The organism is Phenylobacterium sp. (assembly GCF_004299445.1).
Classification (GTDB): Bacteria; Pseudomonadota; Alphaproteobacteria; order Caulobacterales; family Caulobacteraceae; genus Phenylobacterium.
Genome location: NZ_SCTC01000003.1, coordinates 32,592 through 47,316, shown reverse-complemented (window position 1 = coordinate 47,316; position 14,725 = coordinate 32,592). Strand labels below are relative to the sequence as shown.

Here is a 14,725-nt window from a genome sequence, read left to right as displayed (position 1 = left end):
CCACTGAATTGGCTGAAATAGTCAGTGAGTGTCATTGAAACCCACTGGGTCCCATGTTAACCCAAATGTAATTCGGCAGTCGAACAGCGGGTCGGGCGCGGGTTCAGGGGCTGGCGAAGGGAGGGGGCTTGGGGCCGAGGATGTTCCTCTCGACCTTTGAGAAGCAGCTGGACGCGAAGCGGCGCATCGTTGTGCCGCAGGAGTACCGCGCCGCGCTCTCGGGTCCCTCAGGCGCGATGATGGCCGACGGCGTCTTCGTCTTTCCCTCGATCCGTTCCGATTGCATCGAAGGCGGCGGCCAGCAGCTGTTCGACCGCTATGGCGCGATGGCCGACGAGCTGGAGTTCGGCGACGAGCTGCGGGACTCGATCGAGCGCAACGTCTTCGGCGAGATGCAGAAGCTGAGCTTCGACACGGCCGGCCGCATCACCCTGCCGGAAACGCTGTGCGAACAGTACGGCATCACCGACTGGGTGGCCGTGGTCGGCCTGCGCGACCGCTTCGAGATCTGGGAGCGCGACGCGTATCGGGCCCAGCGGGCGGCCGACCGCGAGAAGGCCCGGGCGGGCCTGGCCGAGATGCGGGTGCAGCAACGCGCCGCACGTCTGGGCGGGGGCGCAAAGTGAGCGAATCCCCGCACGTTTCCGTTCTGCTCGACGAGGTGATCGAGAACCTGGCTCCAAAGCCCGGCGACACCATCGTCGACGGCACCTTCGGCGCGGGGGGCTATTCCCGCGCCATCCTGGCGACAGGCGCGAAGGTCGTGGCGTTTGACCGCGACCCTACGGTCCGTCGCTTTGCCGCGGGATTTCCGGAAGACCGCTTCCAGCTGGTGGAAGCGCGATTCTCGGAAATGGACGCGGTGCTGGGCGAGGGCTGCGTCGATGGCGTAGCCCTCGACCTCGGCGTGTCATCCATGCAGATCGACGAGGCCGAGCGCGGCTTCTCGTTCATGCAGGACGGGCCGCTCGACATGCGGATGGGTGGTGACGGCCCGACCGCAGCCGACCTGGTGAACACCGCCGAGGCGGCCGAGCTGGCCCGGATCATCTTCGTCTATGGTGAGGAGCGGGAGAGCCGCCGCATCGCGCGCGCCATCGTGCGCCGGCGCGAGGAGCAGCCCTTCACCCGGACGTTGGAGCTGGCCGAGTTCGTCGAGAAGTCGCTGGGCGGTCGGCGGGGCGCCAAGATCCACCCGGCAACGCGGACCTTTCAGGGCCTTCGCATCGCGGTGAACGAGGAGCTTTCGGAGCTGGAGGCGGGCCTCGTGGCCGCCGAGCGGGCGTTGAAGGTGGGCGGGCGGCTGTGCGTCGTAACGTTCCATTCGCTCGAGGACAGAATCGTGAAGAGTTTCCTCAGCGTGCGGGCGGGCCGGACGCCGGCGGGATCGCGTCATGCGCCTCCGCTGGCGAAGGGGGCCGATCCCAGCTTCCGACTTCTCTTCAACGGCGCCCAGGGTCCGTCGGAGGCGGAAACGAAGGCCAATCCCCGCGCCCGCTCGGCGAAGCTGAGGGCGGCCGTGCGCACCGATGCGCCGGTCTGGAGGGATGCGGCATGATGGGCCTGTTCACGCGGAAGGTTCGCGGGTTCCGCCTGGTCGACCTGATCGGCCTGGGCCTGCTGGTGGCCGTGATTCTGGGGGTCTACCTGGCCAAGACCATCGCCGGCCGCGAGCGGGCCGAAATCGCGACAATCGAGCGCCAGATCAAGGCCGAGAAAGCCCGTATCCGCCTTCTGCAGGCCGAGGTGGCCCACCTGGAACAGCCGGGCCGGATCGAGCGCCTGGCGGTGACCTACCTCAAGATGGAGACGGTCGGCGCGCACCGCGAAGCCACCGTGGACCAGATCGTCGACGTGGCGCGCGCCGGGCCGCCAAAGAAAGCCAAGGCCCCGTCGGCCGTGGCCGCGATGGTCAATGGCGCAGACGCCATTCCGGGCGTGCCGCCGCCGCCGCCGCCCGAGGCCTATCCGGTCATGCGCGTGGCCGAGGCTCAGCCGGCTCCGGTCGCGCCCGAGGTTCGCCGATGAGCCTGGGCCAGCAAGCCTTCGGCCGCACCGGCCTGCCGCGCTGGCTGACCGAGCGCCTGTGGGGCCTGGAGCACGCCTTCGAGCGCGCCCGCGCCTCGGGCCGGGTCGAGGACGACACCCGTCTGCGCATCTTCTTTGTGATGGTGCTGTTCTCGCTGGGCTTCATGACCCTGGCGATCGGCGCCACGCGCGCGGCGCTGTTCTCGGACGCGCGGGCCACCGGCGCGGGCGCCTACATCGGCGCATCGCGGGCCGACCTGGTCGACCGCAACGGCATGCTGCTGGCGGCCGACCTGCTGCACTATGGCCTCTACATCGACCCGCGCGAGATCTGGGACCAGGCCGAGACCCGCCGCAGCCTGCTGGCCGCGCTGCCGAACCTGGAGCCCGAGCGGCTGGAGCGCGCGCTGCGCGGCAATCGCCGGATCTTCGTGCTGGGCGCCATGACCCCGCAGGAGCGCAACCGCGTCCACGACCTGGGCCTGCCCGGCGTGACGTTCGAGCCCGAGCAGCGGCGCGTCTATCCGCTGGGCCCCTCGGCGGCGCACATCATCGGATTCTCGGACGCCGGCGGCGAGGGCCTGTCGGGCGCCGAGGCTGCGTTCAACGAGGACATCCGCAGTCTGGCCCGCAGCGGCCAGTCGGTGCCGCTGTCGATCGACCTGCGCGTCCAGGGGGCGCTGGAGGACGAGCTCTGGAAGGCCGTCAGCGAGTTCAAGCCCAAGGGCGCCGTGGCGCTGGTGACCGACGTGCACACCGGCGAGATCCTGGGGCTGTCCAGCTGGCCGGTATTCGATCCGAACAAGCCGGGCAAGGCGGGCGTCTACGCCCAGACCAACCGCGCCGCGGCCACCGTCTACGAGATGGGGTCGACCTTCAAAGGCTTCACGGTCGCCATCGGCCTCGACACCGGCGTCGCCAACCCCGAGACCACCTTCGACGCCACCCAGCCGTTCAAGTTGGGCTACCGGACCATCCACGACTACCACGCGGCCCGGAAGGTGCTGACGCTGGTCGAGGTGTTCCAGCATTCGTCGAACATCGGCACCGCCAAGCTGGCCGTCGGTATCGGTCCCGAGCGGATGGGCAAGTACTTCGACGGCCTGGGCCTGACCCGTTCGGCCAAGGTGGAGCTGATCGAGAACGCCCGGCCGCTGACGCCCAAGGTGTGGAACGAGGACGCGGTGGCCTCCACCTCGTTCGGGCACGGCATCAACGTGACCCCGCTGGCCCTGGCGCGGGCTTATGGCGCGGTGCTGAATGGCGGCAAGTTGATCCCGCTGACCATCCGCAAGCTGGAACCCGGCGCCAAGGTCGAGGGTACTCGGGTCATGTCCGAGAAGACCTCGCTGCAGATGCTGTCGATCATGCGCGCCAACGTGACGGGCGGCAGCGGCACCTCGGCCAACATCACGGGCCTGTCTGTGGGCGGCAAGACCGGCACCGGCGAGAAGTACGACCCGGCGATCCGCAACTACAACCACGACAAGCAGGTCTCATCGTTCGCCGCGGTGTTCCCGACCACGGGCGACGTGAACGCCAAGCGCTACTTCGTGCTGGTTCTGCTGGACGAGCCTCACGCCTCGGCGAACAGCGCCGGCTACTCCACGGGCGGCTGGGTGGCCGCGCCGGCCGCGGGCCGGGTGATCGAGCGTATCGCCCCGTTCCTGGGCGTGCAGCGCCGCAACGACGTCGGCCAGGCGATCCCGGTCGAGCCGCCGAAACCGGAAGACGTGGGCGACGGCCGATGAGCGTTCGTCTGACCAAACTGGTGAAGCGCGACCTGGGCAGCGATCCCGAGATCACGGGCGTGACCGCCGACAGCCGCAAGGTCCAGCCGGGCTTCCTGTTCGCCGCCCTGCCGGGCGCGAAGGTGGACGGCGCGACGTTTGCTCAGAAGGCGATCGAGGCCGGCGCCGCGGCGATCATCGCCGACCAGGACCTGGGGCTTTCGGTTCCGACGATCGTCTGTCGCGACCCGCGGCGGGGCTACGCGCTGGCTTCGGCCAACTTCTGGGGCAGGCAGCCGCAGACCTGCGTGGCGGTCACCGGCACCAACGGCAAGACCTCGGTCGCCAACTTCTGCCGACAGGTGTTCAGCAACGCCGGCCACATGTCGGCCAGCATGGGCACCCTGGGCGTGACCATCTCGAAGCCGAAGGGCGAGGATGTCCAGGTGACGCCGCCGGGCCTGACGACGCCCGACGCCGGCGACGTGGCCCAGCTGCTGGCCCAGGTGGCCGAGCAGGGCGTGACGCACTTCGCCATGGAAGCCTCGAGCCACGGGATCGACCAACGCCGGCTGGACGGCGTGCGGCTGGCGGCGTCGGGGTTCCTGAACCTGACCCAGGACCACCTCGACTATCACATCACCATGGACGCCTACCTGAAGGCCAAGCTGCGCCTGTTCGAACAGCTGATGCCGCGGGGCGCGACCGCCGTGCTGAACGCCGATTCCGACGCCTTCCCGTTCTTCGCGGCGGCCTCTGTGGTCTCGGGCCAGCGGGTGATGAGCGTGGGCGAGGGCGGCCAGGCGCTGAAGATGGTGGAGCGCACGCTGCTGCCGGACGGCCAACGCCTCAAGGTGCGCGCCGACGGCTACCTATTCGACGTGCGCCTGCCGCTGGCGGGCGGGTTCCAGGCCTCGAACGCCCTGGTGGCGGCGGGGCTCTGCCGGGCGGCGGGACTGTCGTGGGAGCAGACCTTCGGCGGCCTCGAAAAGCTGATCGGCGCGCCCGGCCGGCTCCAACGCGTGGGCGCGGGCCCGCGGGGCGGCGAGGCCTATGTCGACTACGCTCACACGCCCGACGGACTTGAGACCGTGCTGCGCGCGCTGCGCCCGCACGTGCGCGGCCGGCTGATCGTGGTGTTCGGCGCCGGCGGCGACCGCGACAAGACCAAGCGCCCCCTGATGGGCCAGGTGGCCGCGGCCCTGGCCGACGTCGCCATCGTCACCGACGACAATCCGCGATCGGAGGTCCCGGCGACCATCCGCGCCGAGGTGCTGGCCGGCGCGAAAGGTGCGAAGGAGATCGGCGACCGGCGCGAGGCGATCCGCGCGGCGGCGGCGATGCTGCAGGACGGCGATGTCCTGGTGGTGGCCGGCAAGGGCCACGAGCAGGGCCAGACCATCGCCGGGGTGACCCACCCCTTCGACGACGTGGTCGAGACCTCCCAGGCGCTGGAGCTGGTCCATGGCTGACCCGCTCTGGACCTCGGATGACATCGCGAGGGCGACGGGCGGGACTGCGAGCGGCGGCGGGTTTGCCGCCACCGGCGTGTCCATCGACAGCCGCTCGATAGAGCCCGGCGACCTGTTCGTGGCCCTGGCCGGCGTGCGCGATGGCCATGAGTTCGTGGCCCAGGCGCTGGCGAGCGGGGCCGCGGGCGCGCTGGTGAACCAGGATGTGGACGGGCCTTCGGTGAAAGTCGCCGGGGACACGCTGGCGGCGCTGGAGAAGCTGGGCGTCGCCGCGCGCGAGCGGGCCCGGCAGGCGAAGCGCGGCGCGGTGACCGGATCGGTCGGCAAGACCTCGGTGACCCAGGCGATCATGGCCGGGCTGATGCGCGCCGGGCGCGCGCACTCGTCGGTGAAGAGCTACAATAATCACATCGGCGTGCCGCTGACCCTGGCGCGCATGCCGCGCGACACCGAGCGCGCCGTCTTCGAGATCGGCATGAACCATGCCGACGAGATCCGCCCCTTGACCCGCTTCGTGCGTCCGCATGTGGCGCTGATCACGACGGTCGGCCCGGTGCACACCGAGAACTTCGCCGACGGCGAGGCCGGCGTCGCGCGCGCCAAGGCCGAGATTCTCGAAGGCCTCGAGCCCGGCGGCGTTGCGCTGCTGAACGCCGACAATCACTGGTTCGATTTTCTGAAGGCCGAGGCGCTGAAAGCGGGCGCCGTCATCAGGACGTTCGGGACCGGCGAGGGCTGTGACGCCCGCCTGATCGACTTCCAGGTGTCCGGCGGTCGCGCCGTGATCCAGGCGCGACTGCATGGCCGGGCGCTGGACTTCCCGATCCTGCAGACCGGCTTCCACTGGGGCCTGAACAGCATGGCCGTGCTGCTGATGCTGGAAGCCCTGGACGTCAGCCTGGAGCCTGGCCTGGCGGCGCTGGAGAGCTTCGAGCCGCTGGCCGGCCGAGGGGCCGAGAGCACGGTCGCGCACGCCGGCGGCGCCTTCACGCTGATCGACGAGAGCTACAACGCCAACCCGGTCTCGATGGCCTCGGCGATCAAGACCCTGGGCGCGCGGGCCACCTCGGGCCGCCGCATCGTCGCGCTCACCGACATGCTGGAACTGGGCCCCGAGGCCCAGGCGTTCCACGCCGGTCTGGCCGGTCCGCTGGAGGCTGCGTCAATCGACCTCGTCTTCTGCGCCGGCCCTCTGATGAAATCACTCTGGGACGCCCTTCCTCCGACTCGTCGCGGCGGGTACGCCGAAACGGCTGCTGGCCTCGCGCCGCAGCTCGCACAGGCCGTAGAGGCCGGCGACGTGGTGATGGTGAAGGGGTCCAACGGATCGAAGGCCGGGCAGATCGCCCAGGCTCTTCTCGCGCTCGGCGCGACCGGTTCGGGCTCCGGGGAGATCGGCTGATGTTCTACTGGCTCTATCTGACGTTCGCGTCGACGGAGTACGTGCCGGTCCTGAACCTGCTCAAGTACCAGACCACGCGCACCGGCCTCGCCATCGTGACGGCGCAGTTCGTCGTCGTGGCGCTGGGCTCGCGGTTCATCCGCTGGATGAAGGCCAAACAGGGCAAGGGCCAGCCGATCCGCACCGACGGCATCGAGCGGCATGTGCTGGAAAAGTCGGGCACGCCCACCATGGGCGGCGTGATGATCCTGGCCGGCCTGTTCTCGGGCGTCCTGCTCTGGGCCGACCTCACCAACGTCTACGTCTGGGCCGTCCTGCTGGTGACCGCGGGCTACGGGATCCTCGGATTCATGGACGACTACGCCAAGGTCACGAAGCAATCGACGGCCGGGATTTCCGGCCGGGTGCGGCTGGTGCTGGAAGCCGCGATCGCCATGGCCGCGATCGCCCTGATCATCCTGTTCGCCGCCAAGCCGCCCGAGAGCCCCGAACTGCTGACCTCGGTCACGTTCCCGATCTTCAAGCAGTACTTCGTCGACCTGTCGTGGGGCTACCTGCTGTTCGGCGCCTTTGTGATCGTGGGCGCGGCCAACGCCGTGAACTTCACTGACGGCCTGGACGGGCTGGCGACCGTGCCGGTGATGATCGCCGCGGCGGCCTACGGCCTGATCGCCTACCTGGTCGGCAACTACGTCTTCTCCACCTACCTGCAGCTCCACTTCGTTCCGGGCGTGGGCGAGCTGGCGGTGTTCTGCGGGGCGCTGCTGGGCGCCGGTCTGGGCTTCCTCTGGTACAACGCGCCGCCGGCCAAGATCTTCATGGGCGACACGGGCTCGCTGGCCCTGGGCGGCGCGGTCGGGACGATCGCGGTGGCGACCCGCCACGAGATCGTGCTGGCCATCATCGGCGGCCTGTTCGTGGCCGAGCTGCTCAGCGTTGTGATCCAGGTGGCGTGGTTCAAGCGGACCGGCCGGCGGATCTTCCTGATGGCGCCGATCCACCACCACTTCGAGAAGCTGGGCTGGTCGGAGTCGACCGTGGTCATCCGCTTCTGGATCGTCTCGATCATGCTGGCCCTGCTGGGCCTCGCCACCCTCAAGCTGCGCTAGGGAGGCCGTCCCGCCGTCATGATCCCGGTCCGTGGCTTCGAAGGGAAGACGGTCGCCGTGTTCGGCCTGGCCCGCACGGGCCTGGCGGCGGCGCGCGCCCTGGTGGCCGGCGGCGCCAAGGTGGCGCTCTGGGATGACAACTCCAAGACCCGCGAGGCCGCCGAGGCCGAGGGCTTCACCCTCACGGACCTGACGGTCGCCGACTGGTCGCCGTTCGCCGCCCTGATGCTGTCGCCGGGCGTGCCGCTGACACATCCCAAGCCACACTGGACGGTCGACAAGGCCAAGGCCGAGGGCGTCGAGATCCTGGGCGACGTCGAGCTCTTCGCCCGCACCGTGAACGCCGCGCCCGAGCACAAGCGGCCGAAGGTGGTGGCGATCACGGGCACGAACGGGAAGTCCACGACCACGGCGCTGATCGGCCACATCTTCGCCGAGGCGGGCCGCGACGTGCGCGTGGGCGGCAACATCGGCACCGGCGTGCTGGCGCTGGACGACATGCACGGCGGCGCGGTCTACGTGCTGGAACTGTCGTCCTACCAGCTGGACCTGACCTCGAGCCTCAAGGCCGACGTCAGCATCATCCTCAACATCTCGCCCGATCATCTGGAACGGCACGGCGACATGGAGAACTATGTCGCGGCAAAGCGCAGGATCCTGCGGAACCAGGGCAAGGGCGACACCGCGGTGATCGGGGTCGACGACGCGTGGGGCCAGCGGATCTGCACCGAGATCACGGCCGCCAACCGCCGCACCATCGTGCCGATCTCGGCCAGCAAGGCGATGAGCCGGGGCGTCTATGCGCTGGACGGCCTCCTCTACGACGCCTCGGGCGAGCGCGCCGTGGAGGCCGCCGACCTGAAGCGAGCCCGCTCGCTGCCCGGCCGGCACAACTGGCAGAATGCGGCGGCGGCCTATGCGGCGGCCCGCGGCCTGGGCGTCTCGTCCGAACAGGCGGCGCGCGCGCTGATGACCTTCCCGGGCCTCGCGCACCGGATGGAGACGGTGGGCGTGATCGGCAAGGTGCGCTTCATCAACGACAGCAAGGCCACCAACGCCGACGCCGCGCGCCAGGCGCTGTCGAGCTATCCCAAAGTCTACTGGATCGCCGGCGGTCGCGCCAAGACCGACGGCATCGCGGATCTCGCCGACCTGTTTCCGCGGGTGATCCGGGCCTACCTCGTGGGCGAGGCGACCGAGGCCTTCGCCGAGACCCTGCAAGGCAAGGCCGACGCCGTGGCCTGCGGGACGATCCCCGCCGCGGCCGCCGCAGCCTTCAAGGACGCCGCCGCCAGCGGCCAGGATGCGATCGTCCTGCTGTCGCCGGCCTGCGCCTCGTTCGACCAGTTCGCCGACTTCGAGCAGCGGGGCGAGGCCTTCCGCGCTGCCGTCCACGCTCTGGCGCGGGAAGGGGTGTCCTGATGATCCCGCACGGCCGACGCCTCGACAGGAGCGCGCCATGACCACCGTTCCGAACCCGCACTCCAACGCCCACGCCTTCGCCCGCTCCGACCGCACGCCGCTGGGCGTCTGGTGGTGGACGGTCGACCGCTGGATGCTGGGCGTCGTCACGATCCTGATCGCCATCGGCGTGGTCATCGCCTTCGCCGCCAGTCCGGCGGCCGCGGCGCGGATGAACATCGGCGATCCCTTCCATTTCGCGGTGCGCCAGTGCGTGTTCGCGGTCGCGGCGATGGCGGTGCTGGTCAGCATCTCGATGCTGGACGTGAAGGGGGTCAGGCGGGCCGCCTTCGTCATCTGGCTGGCGGCCATCGCGGTGATGATCGCCCTGCCGTTCATCGGCCACAACGCCAAGGGGGCGACCCGCTGGATCGAGTTCGGCGGCTTCACCTTCCAGCCGTCGGAGTACATGAAGCCGGCCCTGGTGATCCTGGTCGCCTGGATGTTCGCCGAGGGCCAGAAGGGGCAGGGGGTGCCCGGGGTCTCCATAGCGTTCGGCCTGTTCGCGGTCTCGGTGGCCCTGCTGCTGATCCAGCCCGACGTGGGCCAGACTGTGCTGATCACGGTGGCGTTCGGCGCCGCCTTCTGGATGGCCGGCGTGCCGATGAGCTGGGTGATGCTGCTGGGCGCTACGGCCGTCGCGGGGCTCAGTTCGACCTACTTCCTGTTCCCGCATGTGCAGAGCCGCGTGGACCGCTTCTTCTCGCCGGAGAAGGCCGACACCCATCAGGTCGACGCCGCGGCCATCGCCCAGGCGGCCGGGGGCGTGTTCGGCCGGGGTCCTGGCGAGGGCGTGATGAAGCGCAAGGTGCCCGACCTGCACACCGACTTCGCCTATTCGGTGGGGGCCGAGGAATTCGGGCTGGTGTTCCAGCTGCTGCTGGTTTCGCTGTTCGCCTTCGTGGTGGTCCGCGGCCTGATGCGGGCGATGAAGCTGTCCGATCCCTTCGAACAGATCGCCGCGGCGGGGCTGTTCGTGCTGGTGGGCCAGCAGGCGATCATCAACGTGGCCGTCAACCTCAACATGATGCCGACAAAGGGCATGACGCTGCCGTTCATCAGCTATGGCGGCTCGTCGATGCTGGCCATGGGGCTGACCATGGGCCTGGCCCTGGCGCTCACCCGTCGCCGCCCCGGCGCCTACGCGCCGAACGAAGGCCTCGCCAAGGCCGGAGCGTACAGTTGAGCGGCGCCGCCGTGTATAGGGGCCGCCATGCGTAGGATTGCGGTCGTCGCCGCCGGGGGCACCGGCGGCCATCTGTTTCCGGCTCAGGCGCTGGCCGAGGCGCTGATCGCGCGCGGCTGGGGCGTGGTGCTGGCGTCGGACGAGCGCGTGGCGGGGCTGGCGCAGGACTTCCCGGCCGAGCGGCGCATCGGCCTGTCGGCCGCCACCTTCAGACGCGGCGACCCGATCGGCATGATGCGCGCGGGCTTCGCGATCACCCGCGGCGTCCTGCAGGCGCGCGCCGCGTTCCGCGACATCGCGCCCAAGGTGGTGGTGGGCTTCGGCGGCTATCCGTCGGCGCCGTCGCTGGTGGCTGCGGTGCTGGGCGGCCTGCCGACCGTGATCCACGAGCAGAACGCGGTGATGGGCCGGGCCAACCGGATGCTGGCCAGCCATGTGAAGACCGTGGCCTGCGCCTTTCCCACCCTGCAGAAGGCCCCGCCGAAGGTGGCCGCCCGCGCCATCGTGGTGGGCAACCCGGTGCGCCCCCCAATCCGGGCGCTGGCCGAGGTCGCCTACATCCCGCCGGAACCGAACGGCCCGCTGCGCCTGCTGGTAACCGGCGGCAGCCAGGGCGCGCGCCTGCTGTCCGAACTGGTGCCCGAGGCCGTGAAAGCCCTGCCTGAAGACCTGCGCCGGCGTCTGACCGTCCAGCAGCAGACCCGCGCCGAGAGCATGAACACTGCGCGCCGCGCCTATCAGGACGCCCTGGTCGACGCCGAGATCGCGCCCTTCTTCCGCGACATGGCCAGCCGGCTGCGCGATGCCCACCTGGTGATCGGCCGCTCGGGCTCTGGGTCGGTCTGCGAGTTCGCGGTCGCGGGCAAGCCGGCGATCCTGGTCCCGCTGGCCATCGCCATCGACGACGACCAGGGCCAGAACGCCAAGCTGCTGGCCGACGTCGGCGGCGCCGAGATCGCCCGCGAGAGCCAGCTCACCGTCGAGAGCCTGGCCAAGGCGCTGACCGTCCTGCTCAGCAATCCCGATCGCCTGGCCCGCATGGCGGCGGCGTCCCGCTCTGTGGCGATCCCCGATGCGGCGGAGCGGCTGGCCGACGTGGTGGAGAAGACGGCGTCTCAGTAGGACGTTCAGACAGGAGGGCTACTTTCCCATCGCCGGGAAGCGTCCTAGGACTGCGACATGACCCGACGCCCCGTCCCCTTCGAAATCGGTCCCGTGCACTTCATCGGCATCGGGGGCATCGGCATGAGCGGCATCGCCGAGATCATGATGCGCACCGGCTATACGGTGCAGGGCTCGGACGCCAAGGCCAGCGCCAACACCGAGCGGCTGGAGAAGCTGGGCGCGAAGATCTTCATCGGCCAGGACCCGGCGAACGTCGAGGGCGCCTATGCGGTCGTCTATTCGACCGCGGTGAAGGCCGACAATCCCGAGATGGTGGCCGCGCGCGAGAAGCGGCTGCCCCTCGTTCGGCGCGCCGAGATGCTGGCCGAGCTGATGCGGCTGCAGTTCTCGGTGGCTGTGGGCGGCACCCACGGCAAGACCACCACCACGTCGATGATCGCCTCGCTGCTGGACGCCGGCGGACTGGATCCGACGGTGGTGAACGGCGGGATCATCAACACCTATGGCACCAACGCCAAGGTGGGGACCGGCGAATGGATCGTGGTCGAGGCTGACGAGAGCGACGGCACGTTCCTGAAGCTGAAGTCGACGGCCGCCGTGGTCACCAACATCGACCCCGAGCACCTGGACCACTACGGCGATTTCGAAGCGGTCAAGAAGGCCTTCCGCGACTTCGTGGAGAACATCCCGTTCTACGGCTTCGCCGCCGTCTGCACCGACCACGCCGAGGTCCAGGCGATGGCGGCTCGGGTCGAGAACCGGCGCCTCGTCACCTACGGCGTCAATCCGCAGGCCGAGGTGCGGGCCGAGAACATCACCATGGGCCCCGACGGCGCCCGCTATGACGCGGTGATCCGGCCCCTGGTCGGCGAGCCGATCCGGTATGCGGACCTGCACCTGCCGATGGCCGGGCACCACAACGTGTTGAACTCGCTGGCCGCCGTGGCGGTGGCGCGCGAGCTGGGCCTGGGCGAGGCGGCGATCCGCAAAGGGCTGGCCGACTTCGGCGGCGTGCGGCGGCGCTTCACGACCACCGGCGTGGCGAACGGCGTGCGGGTGGTCGACGACTATGGCCACCACCCGGTGGAGATTTCCTCGGTGCTGAAGGCCGCGCGCGCGGTCAGCCAGGGCAAGGTGATCGCCGTGGTGCAGCCGCACCGCTACAGCCGCCTGCGCGATCTGTTCGACGACTTCTGCGCCTGCTTCGCCGACGCCGACACGGTGATCGTGGCCGATGTCTACGCGGCCGGCGAACAGCCGATCGAGGGGGCCAGCAAGGACGGGCTGGTGGCAGGCCTTCGCCGCTACGGCCACCGCCGCGTGCTGCCGCTGGGCAGTCCCGCCGAGCTGGCCGCGCTGGTCAAGGAAGAGACCGCGCCGGGCGACCTCGTGGTGCTGCTGGGCGCCGGCGACATCACCAGCTGGGCCTACGCGCTGCCCGGCGAACTGGAAGCGCTGGCGAAGTGAGCGAGCTCGACCCGGAATTCTATGATCGGGCGGATGCTCACATCCATCTGTCCAACGAGCAGGCGAACAAGATTGATCCTGGCAAAGTCAGCGCGTCGATGATGTTCGCCGCAGCCCGCTTCAATGCTTGGCTGAGCGCCAAGGGCTTCGAGAGCGGCGACCAGATGCAGGAGGCGCGCGAGGATCTGGTCTCCTACTTTTGCGACCAGTATCGCGCGATGCTCGAGCACCATCTCGATGAGTACGCGGACAACTTCGACAGCTTCATGGGCGCCAAATGAGCGACTGGCGCGACGCCCTGCCGACCGTCCGCGGCAAGCTGCTGCGGGACGAACCGCTGGGGCCGTTCACCTGGTTCCGGGTGGGCGGGGCGGCCGAGGTGCTGTTCCTGCCGGCCGACCATGAGGATCTGCGGGATTTCCTGAAGGCGCTGCCAGCCGACGTGCCGGTGACGGTCCTAGGCGTGGGCTCGAACGTGATCATCCGCGATGGCGGCGTGCCGGGCGTGGTGATCCGGCTGGCGGGGCGTTCGTTCGCCGGCGTCTCGGCCGAGGGGACGCGGATCACGGCGGGATCGGCGGCGCTGGACGCGGCGGTGGCGCGGGCGGCGGCCAAGGCGGGGATCGCGGGGCTGGAGTTCTACGCCGGCATCCCCGGCACGATCGGCGGCGCGCTGACCATGAACGCCGGTTGCTACGGATCCGAAACCAAGGACGTGCTTCAGTCGGCGTGGGGCTACGATCGCTCCGGGACCCGGCGGGAGCTGCAGTTGGCCGACTTCGGCTACACCTACCGGCACTCGCAGGCGCCGGCCGACATCACCTGGGTCGAGGCGACCTACGAAGGCCGGCCTGACGACCCTGCGGCGGTCCAGGCGCGGATCGACGAGATCACCGCGCGGCGCGAGACCACCCAGCCGATCCGCGAGAAGACCGGGGGCTCCACGTTCAAGAACCCGCCGGGGCATTCCTCGTGGAAGCTCGTCGATGAGGCGGGCTGGCGCGGAAAGCTGTACGGTGGGGCCATGTTCTCGGAGCTGCACTCCAACTTCATGATCAACACCGGGACGGCGACCGCCGCCGATCTGGAGGGGCTGGGCGAGGCCGTGCGCGCCGACGTGAAGGCCAAGACCGGCATCGATCTCCACTGGGAGATCAAGCGGATCGGGACGGCGTAAGGTGACGGGCGCGTCCCTCATCCTGGTGCGGCACGGCCGCCCGGCGATCGACCCGGACACGCCGCCCACCACCTGGCCGCTGTGCCCCGAGGGGCGCGCCGCCGTCGAAGCGTTGGCCGGGAAGATCGCGGGCTACCGGCCGGTGGCTGTCGCCACCAGCCCCGAGCCAAAGGCCCGCGAGACCGCCGAGATCATCGCCGGCCGCCTCGGCCTGACGATCGACATCGATCCCGGCCTGCACGAGCACAAGCGCCAGCACCTGTCGTTCGGGACGGAGGCGGCGTTCCGCGAGAGGATCGCCAGCATCTTCGCCTCGCCCGGGGAGGCGGTGGGCGGCATCGAGACGGCGGACGAGGCCGGCGAGCGGCTGGCCCGGGCGCTGGCCCAGCACAAGGGCCGGCCGCTGGTGGCGGTGACCCACGGCACGGTGATGAGCCTCTATGTCGCCAAGCTGCTGGGCCTCGACGCCCACGACCTCTGGCGCAACCTGCATACGCCCGACGCCTTCGTACTGGACGCGCAGGGCGGGCTGGTGGAGCGGATTTCCCTCCCTTAATGGGGAGGGAAA

The 14,725-nt window shown here is 69.9% G+C and carries 14 protein-coding genes; all 14 read left to right on the top strand.

The annotated features are described in order from the left end of the window. Positions 1-140: 140 nt before the first annotated feature. From EPN98_RS00435 to EPN98_RS00370, 14 genes are read left to right on the top strand one after another with little or no spacing between them, the layout of a single operon-like run. Positions 141-626: a division/cell wall cluster transcriptional repressor MraZ gene (locus EPN98_RS00435; protein WP_293358734.1), complete on the top strand. Its 486-nt coding sequence runs from the start codon at positions 141-143 to the stop codon at positions 624-626. Then, on the top strand, positions 623-1,558 hold the full coding sequence (gene rsmH, locus EPN98_RS00430; protein ID WP_293358732.1) for a 16S rRNA (cytosine(1402)-N(4))-methyltransferase RsmH: 936 nt from the start codon (positions 623-625) through the stop codon (positions 1,556-1,558). Before EPN98_RS00435 ends, rsmH begins: the two co-directional genes overlap by 4 nt. Beyond that, on the top strand, positions 1,555-2,028 hold the full coding sequence (locus EPN98_RS00425; protein ID WP_293358729.1) for a cell division protein: 474 nt from the start codon (positions 1,555-1,557) through the stop codon (positions 2,026-2,028). Before rsmH ends, EPN98_RS00425 begins: the two co-directional genes overlap by 4 nt. After that, entirely contained in the window at positions 2,025-3,779 is a 1,755-nt protein-coding gene (locus EPN98_RS00420) for a penicillin-binding protein 2 (protein WP_293358726.1), read from the top strand. Before EPN98_RS00425 ends, EPN98_RS00420 begins: the two co-directional genes overlap by 4 nt. Next, a complete protein-coding gene (locus tag EPN98_RS00415) occupies positions 3,776-5,230 on the top strand; it encodes a UDP-N-acetylmuramoyl-L-alanyl-D-glutamate--2,6-diaminopimelate ligase (RefSeq protein ID WP_293358723.1) in 1,455 nt (484 codons plus the stop codon). Before EPN98_RS00420 ends, EPN98_RS00415 begins: the two co-directional genes overlap by 4 nt. Further along, positions 5,223-6,632, top strand: a complete 1,410-nt coding sequence (gene murF / locus EPN98_RS00410; protein ID WP_293358720.1) for a UDP-N-acetylmuramoyl-tripeptide--D-alanyl-D-alanine ligase — start codon at positions 5,223-5,225, stop codon at positions 6,630-6,632. The genes EPN98_RS00415 and murF overlap by 8 nt, the downstream gene beginning before the upstream one ends. After that, entirely contained in the window at positions 6,632-7,741 is a 1,110-nt protein-coding gene (gene mraY, locus EPN98_RS00405) for a phospho-N-acetylmuramoyl-pentapeptide-transferase (protein WP_293358717.1), read from the top strand. Before murF ends, mraY begins: the two co-directional genes overlap by 1 nt. An 18-nt stretch (positions 7,742-7,759) precedes the next feature. After that, complete coding sequence (gene murD / locus EPN98_RS00400; protein WP_293358714.1) at positions 7,760-9,163, top strand: UDP-N-acetylmuramoyl-L-alanine--D-glutamate ligase; 1,404 nt, start codon at positions 7,760-7,762, stop codon at positions 9,161-9,163. A 37-nt stretch (positions 9,164-9,200) separates the two neighbouring features. Continuing rightward, the gene (gene ftsW / locus EPN98_RS00395) at positions 9,201-10,388 is read left to right on the top strand and encodes a putative lipid II flippase FtsW (protein ID WP_293358711.1); all 1,188 of its coding nucleotides are present in this window, start codon (positions 9,201-9,203) and stop codon (positions 10,386-10,388) included. 27 nt (positions 10,389-10,415) lie between these two features. Continuing rightward, positions 10,416-11,510, top strand: a complete 1,095-nt coding sequence (gene murG, locus EPN98_RS00390) for an undecaprenyldiphospho-muramoylpentapeptide beta-N-acetylglucosaminyltransferase (protein ID WP_293358708.1) — start codon at positions 10,416-10,418, stop codon at positions 11,508-11,510. A gap of 57 nt (positions 11,511-11,567) precedes the next feature. Next, a complete protein-coding gene (gene murC, locus EPN98_RS00385) occupies positions 11,568-12,980 on the top strand; it encodes a UDP-N-acetylmuramate--L-alanine ligase (RefSeq protein ID WP_293358705.1) in 1,413 nt (470 codons plus the stop codon). Further along, the gene (locus tag EPN98_RS00380) at positions 12,977-13,261 is read left to right on the top strand and encodes a DUF3144 domain-containing protein (RefSeq protein WP_293358702.1); all 285 of its coding nucleotides are present in this window, start codon (positions 12,977-12,979) and stop codon (positions 13,259-13,261) included. Before murC ends, EPN98_RS00380 begins: the two co-directional genes overlap by 4 nt. Beyond that, positions 13,258-14,157 (top strand): UDP-N-acetylmuramate dehydrogenase, encoded by a 900-nt coding sequence (gene murB, locus EPN98_RS00375; RefSeq protein ID WP_293358700.1) that lies wholly within the window; start codon positions 13,258-13,260, stop codon positions 14,155-14,157. The genes EPN98_RS00380 and murB overlap by 4 nt, the downstream gene beginning before the upstream one ends. Position 14,158: 1 nt before the next feature. After that, positions 14,159-14,713, top strand: a complete 555-nt coding sequence (locus EPN98_RS00370; protein ID WP_293358698.1) for a histidine phosphatase family protein — start codon at positions 14,159-14,161, stop codon at positions 14,711-14,713. The last annotated feature ends 12 nt before the right edge of the window (positions 14,714-14,725 follow it).

Bases quoted from the DNA above. Each gene is read 5' to 3' on its own strand.
- murB (WP_293358700.1), top strand. From the start codon at position 13,258: ATGAGCGACTGGCGCGACGCCCTGCCGACCGTCCGCGGCAAGCTGCTG.
- mraY (WP_293358717.1), top strand. From the start codon at position 6,632: ATGTTCTACTGGCTCTATCTGACGTTCGCGTCGACGGAGTACGTGCCG.
- murC (WP_293358705.1), top strand. From the start codon at position 11,568: ATGACCCGACGCCCCGTCCCCTTCGAAATCGGTCCCGTGCACTTCATC.
- murD (WP_293358714.1), top strand. From the start codon at position 7,760: ATGATCCCGGTCCGTGGCTTCGAAGGGAAGACGGTCGCCGTGTTCGGC.
- ftsW (WP_293358711.1), top strand. From the start codon at position 9,201: ATGACCACCGTTCCGAACCCGCACTCCAACGCCCACGCCTTCGCCCGC.
- murG (WP_293358708.1), top strand. From the start codon at position 10,416: ATGCGTAGGATTGCGGTCGTCGCCGCCGGGGGCACCGGCGGCCATCTG.
- EPN98_RS00425 (WP_293358729.1), top strand. From the start codon at position 1,555: ATGATGGGCCTGTTCACGCGGAAGGTTCGCGGGTTCCGCCTGGTCGAC.
- murF (WP_293358720.1), top strand. From the start codon at position 5,223: ATGGCTGACCCGCTCTGGACCTCGGATGACATCGCGAGGGCGACGGGC.
- EPN98_RS00435 (WP_293358734.1), top strand. From the start codon at position 141: ATGTTCCTCTCGACCTTTGAGAAGCAGCTGGACGCGAAGCGGCGCATC.
- EPN98_RS00415 (WP_293358723.1), top strand. From the start codon at position 3,776: ATGAGCGTTCGTCTGACCAAACTGGTGAAGCGCGACCTGGGCAGCGAT.
- EPN98_RS00420 (WP_293358726.1), top strand. From the start codon at position 2,025: ATGAGCCTGGGCCAGCAAGCCTTCGGCCGCACCGGCCTGCCGCGCTGG.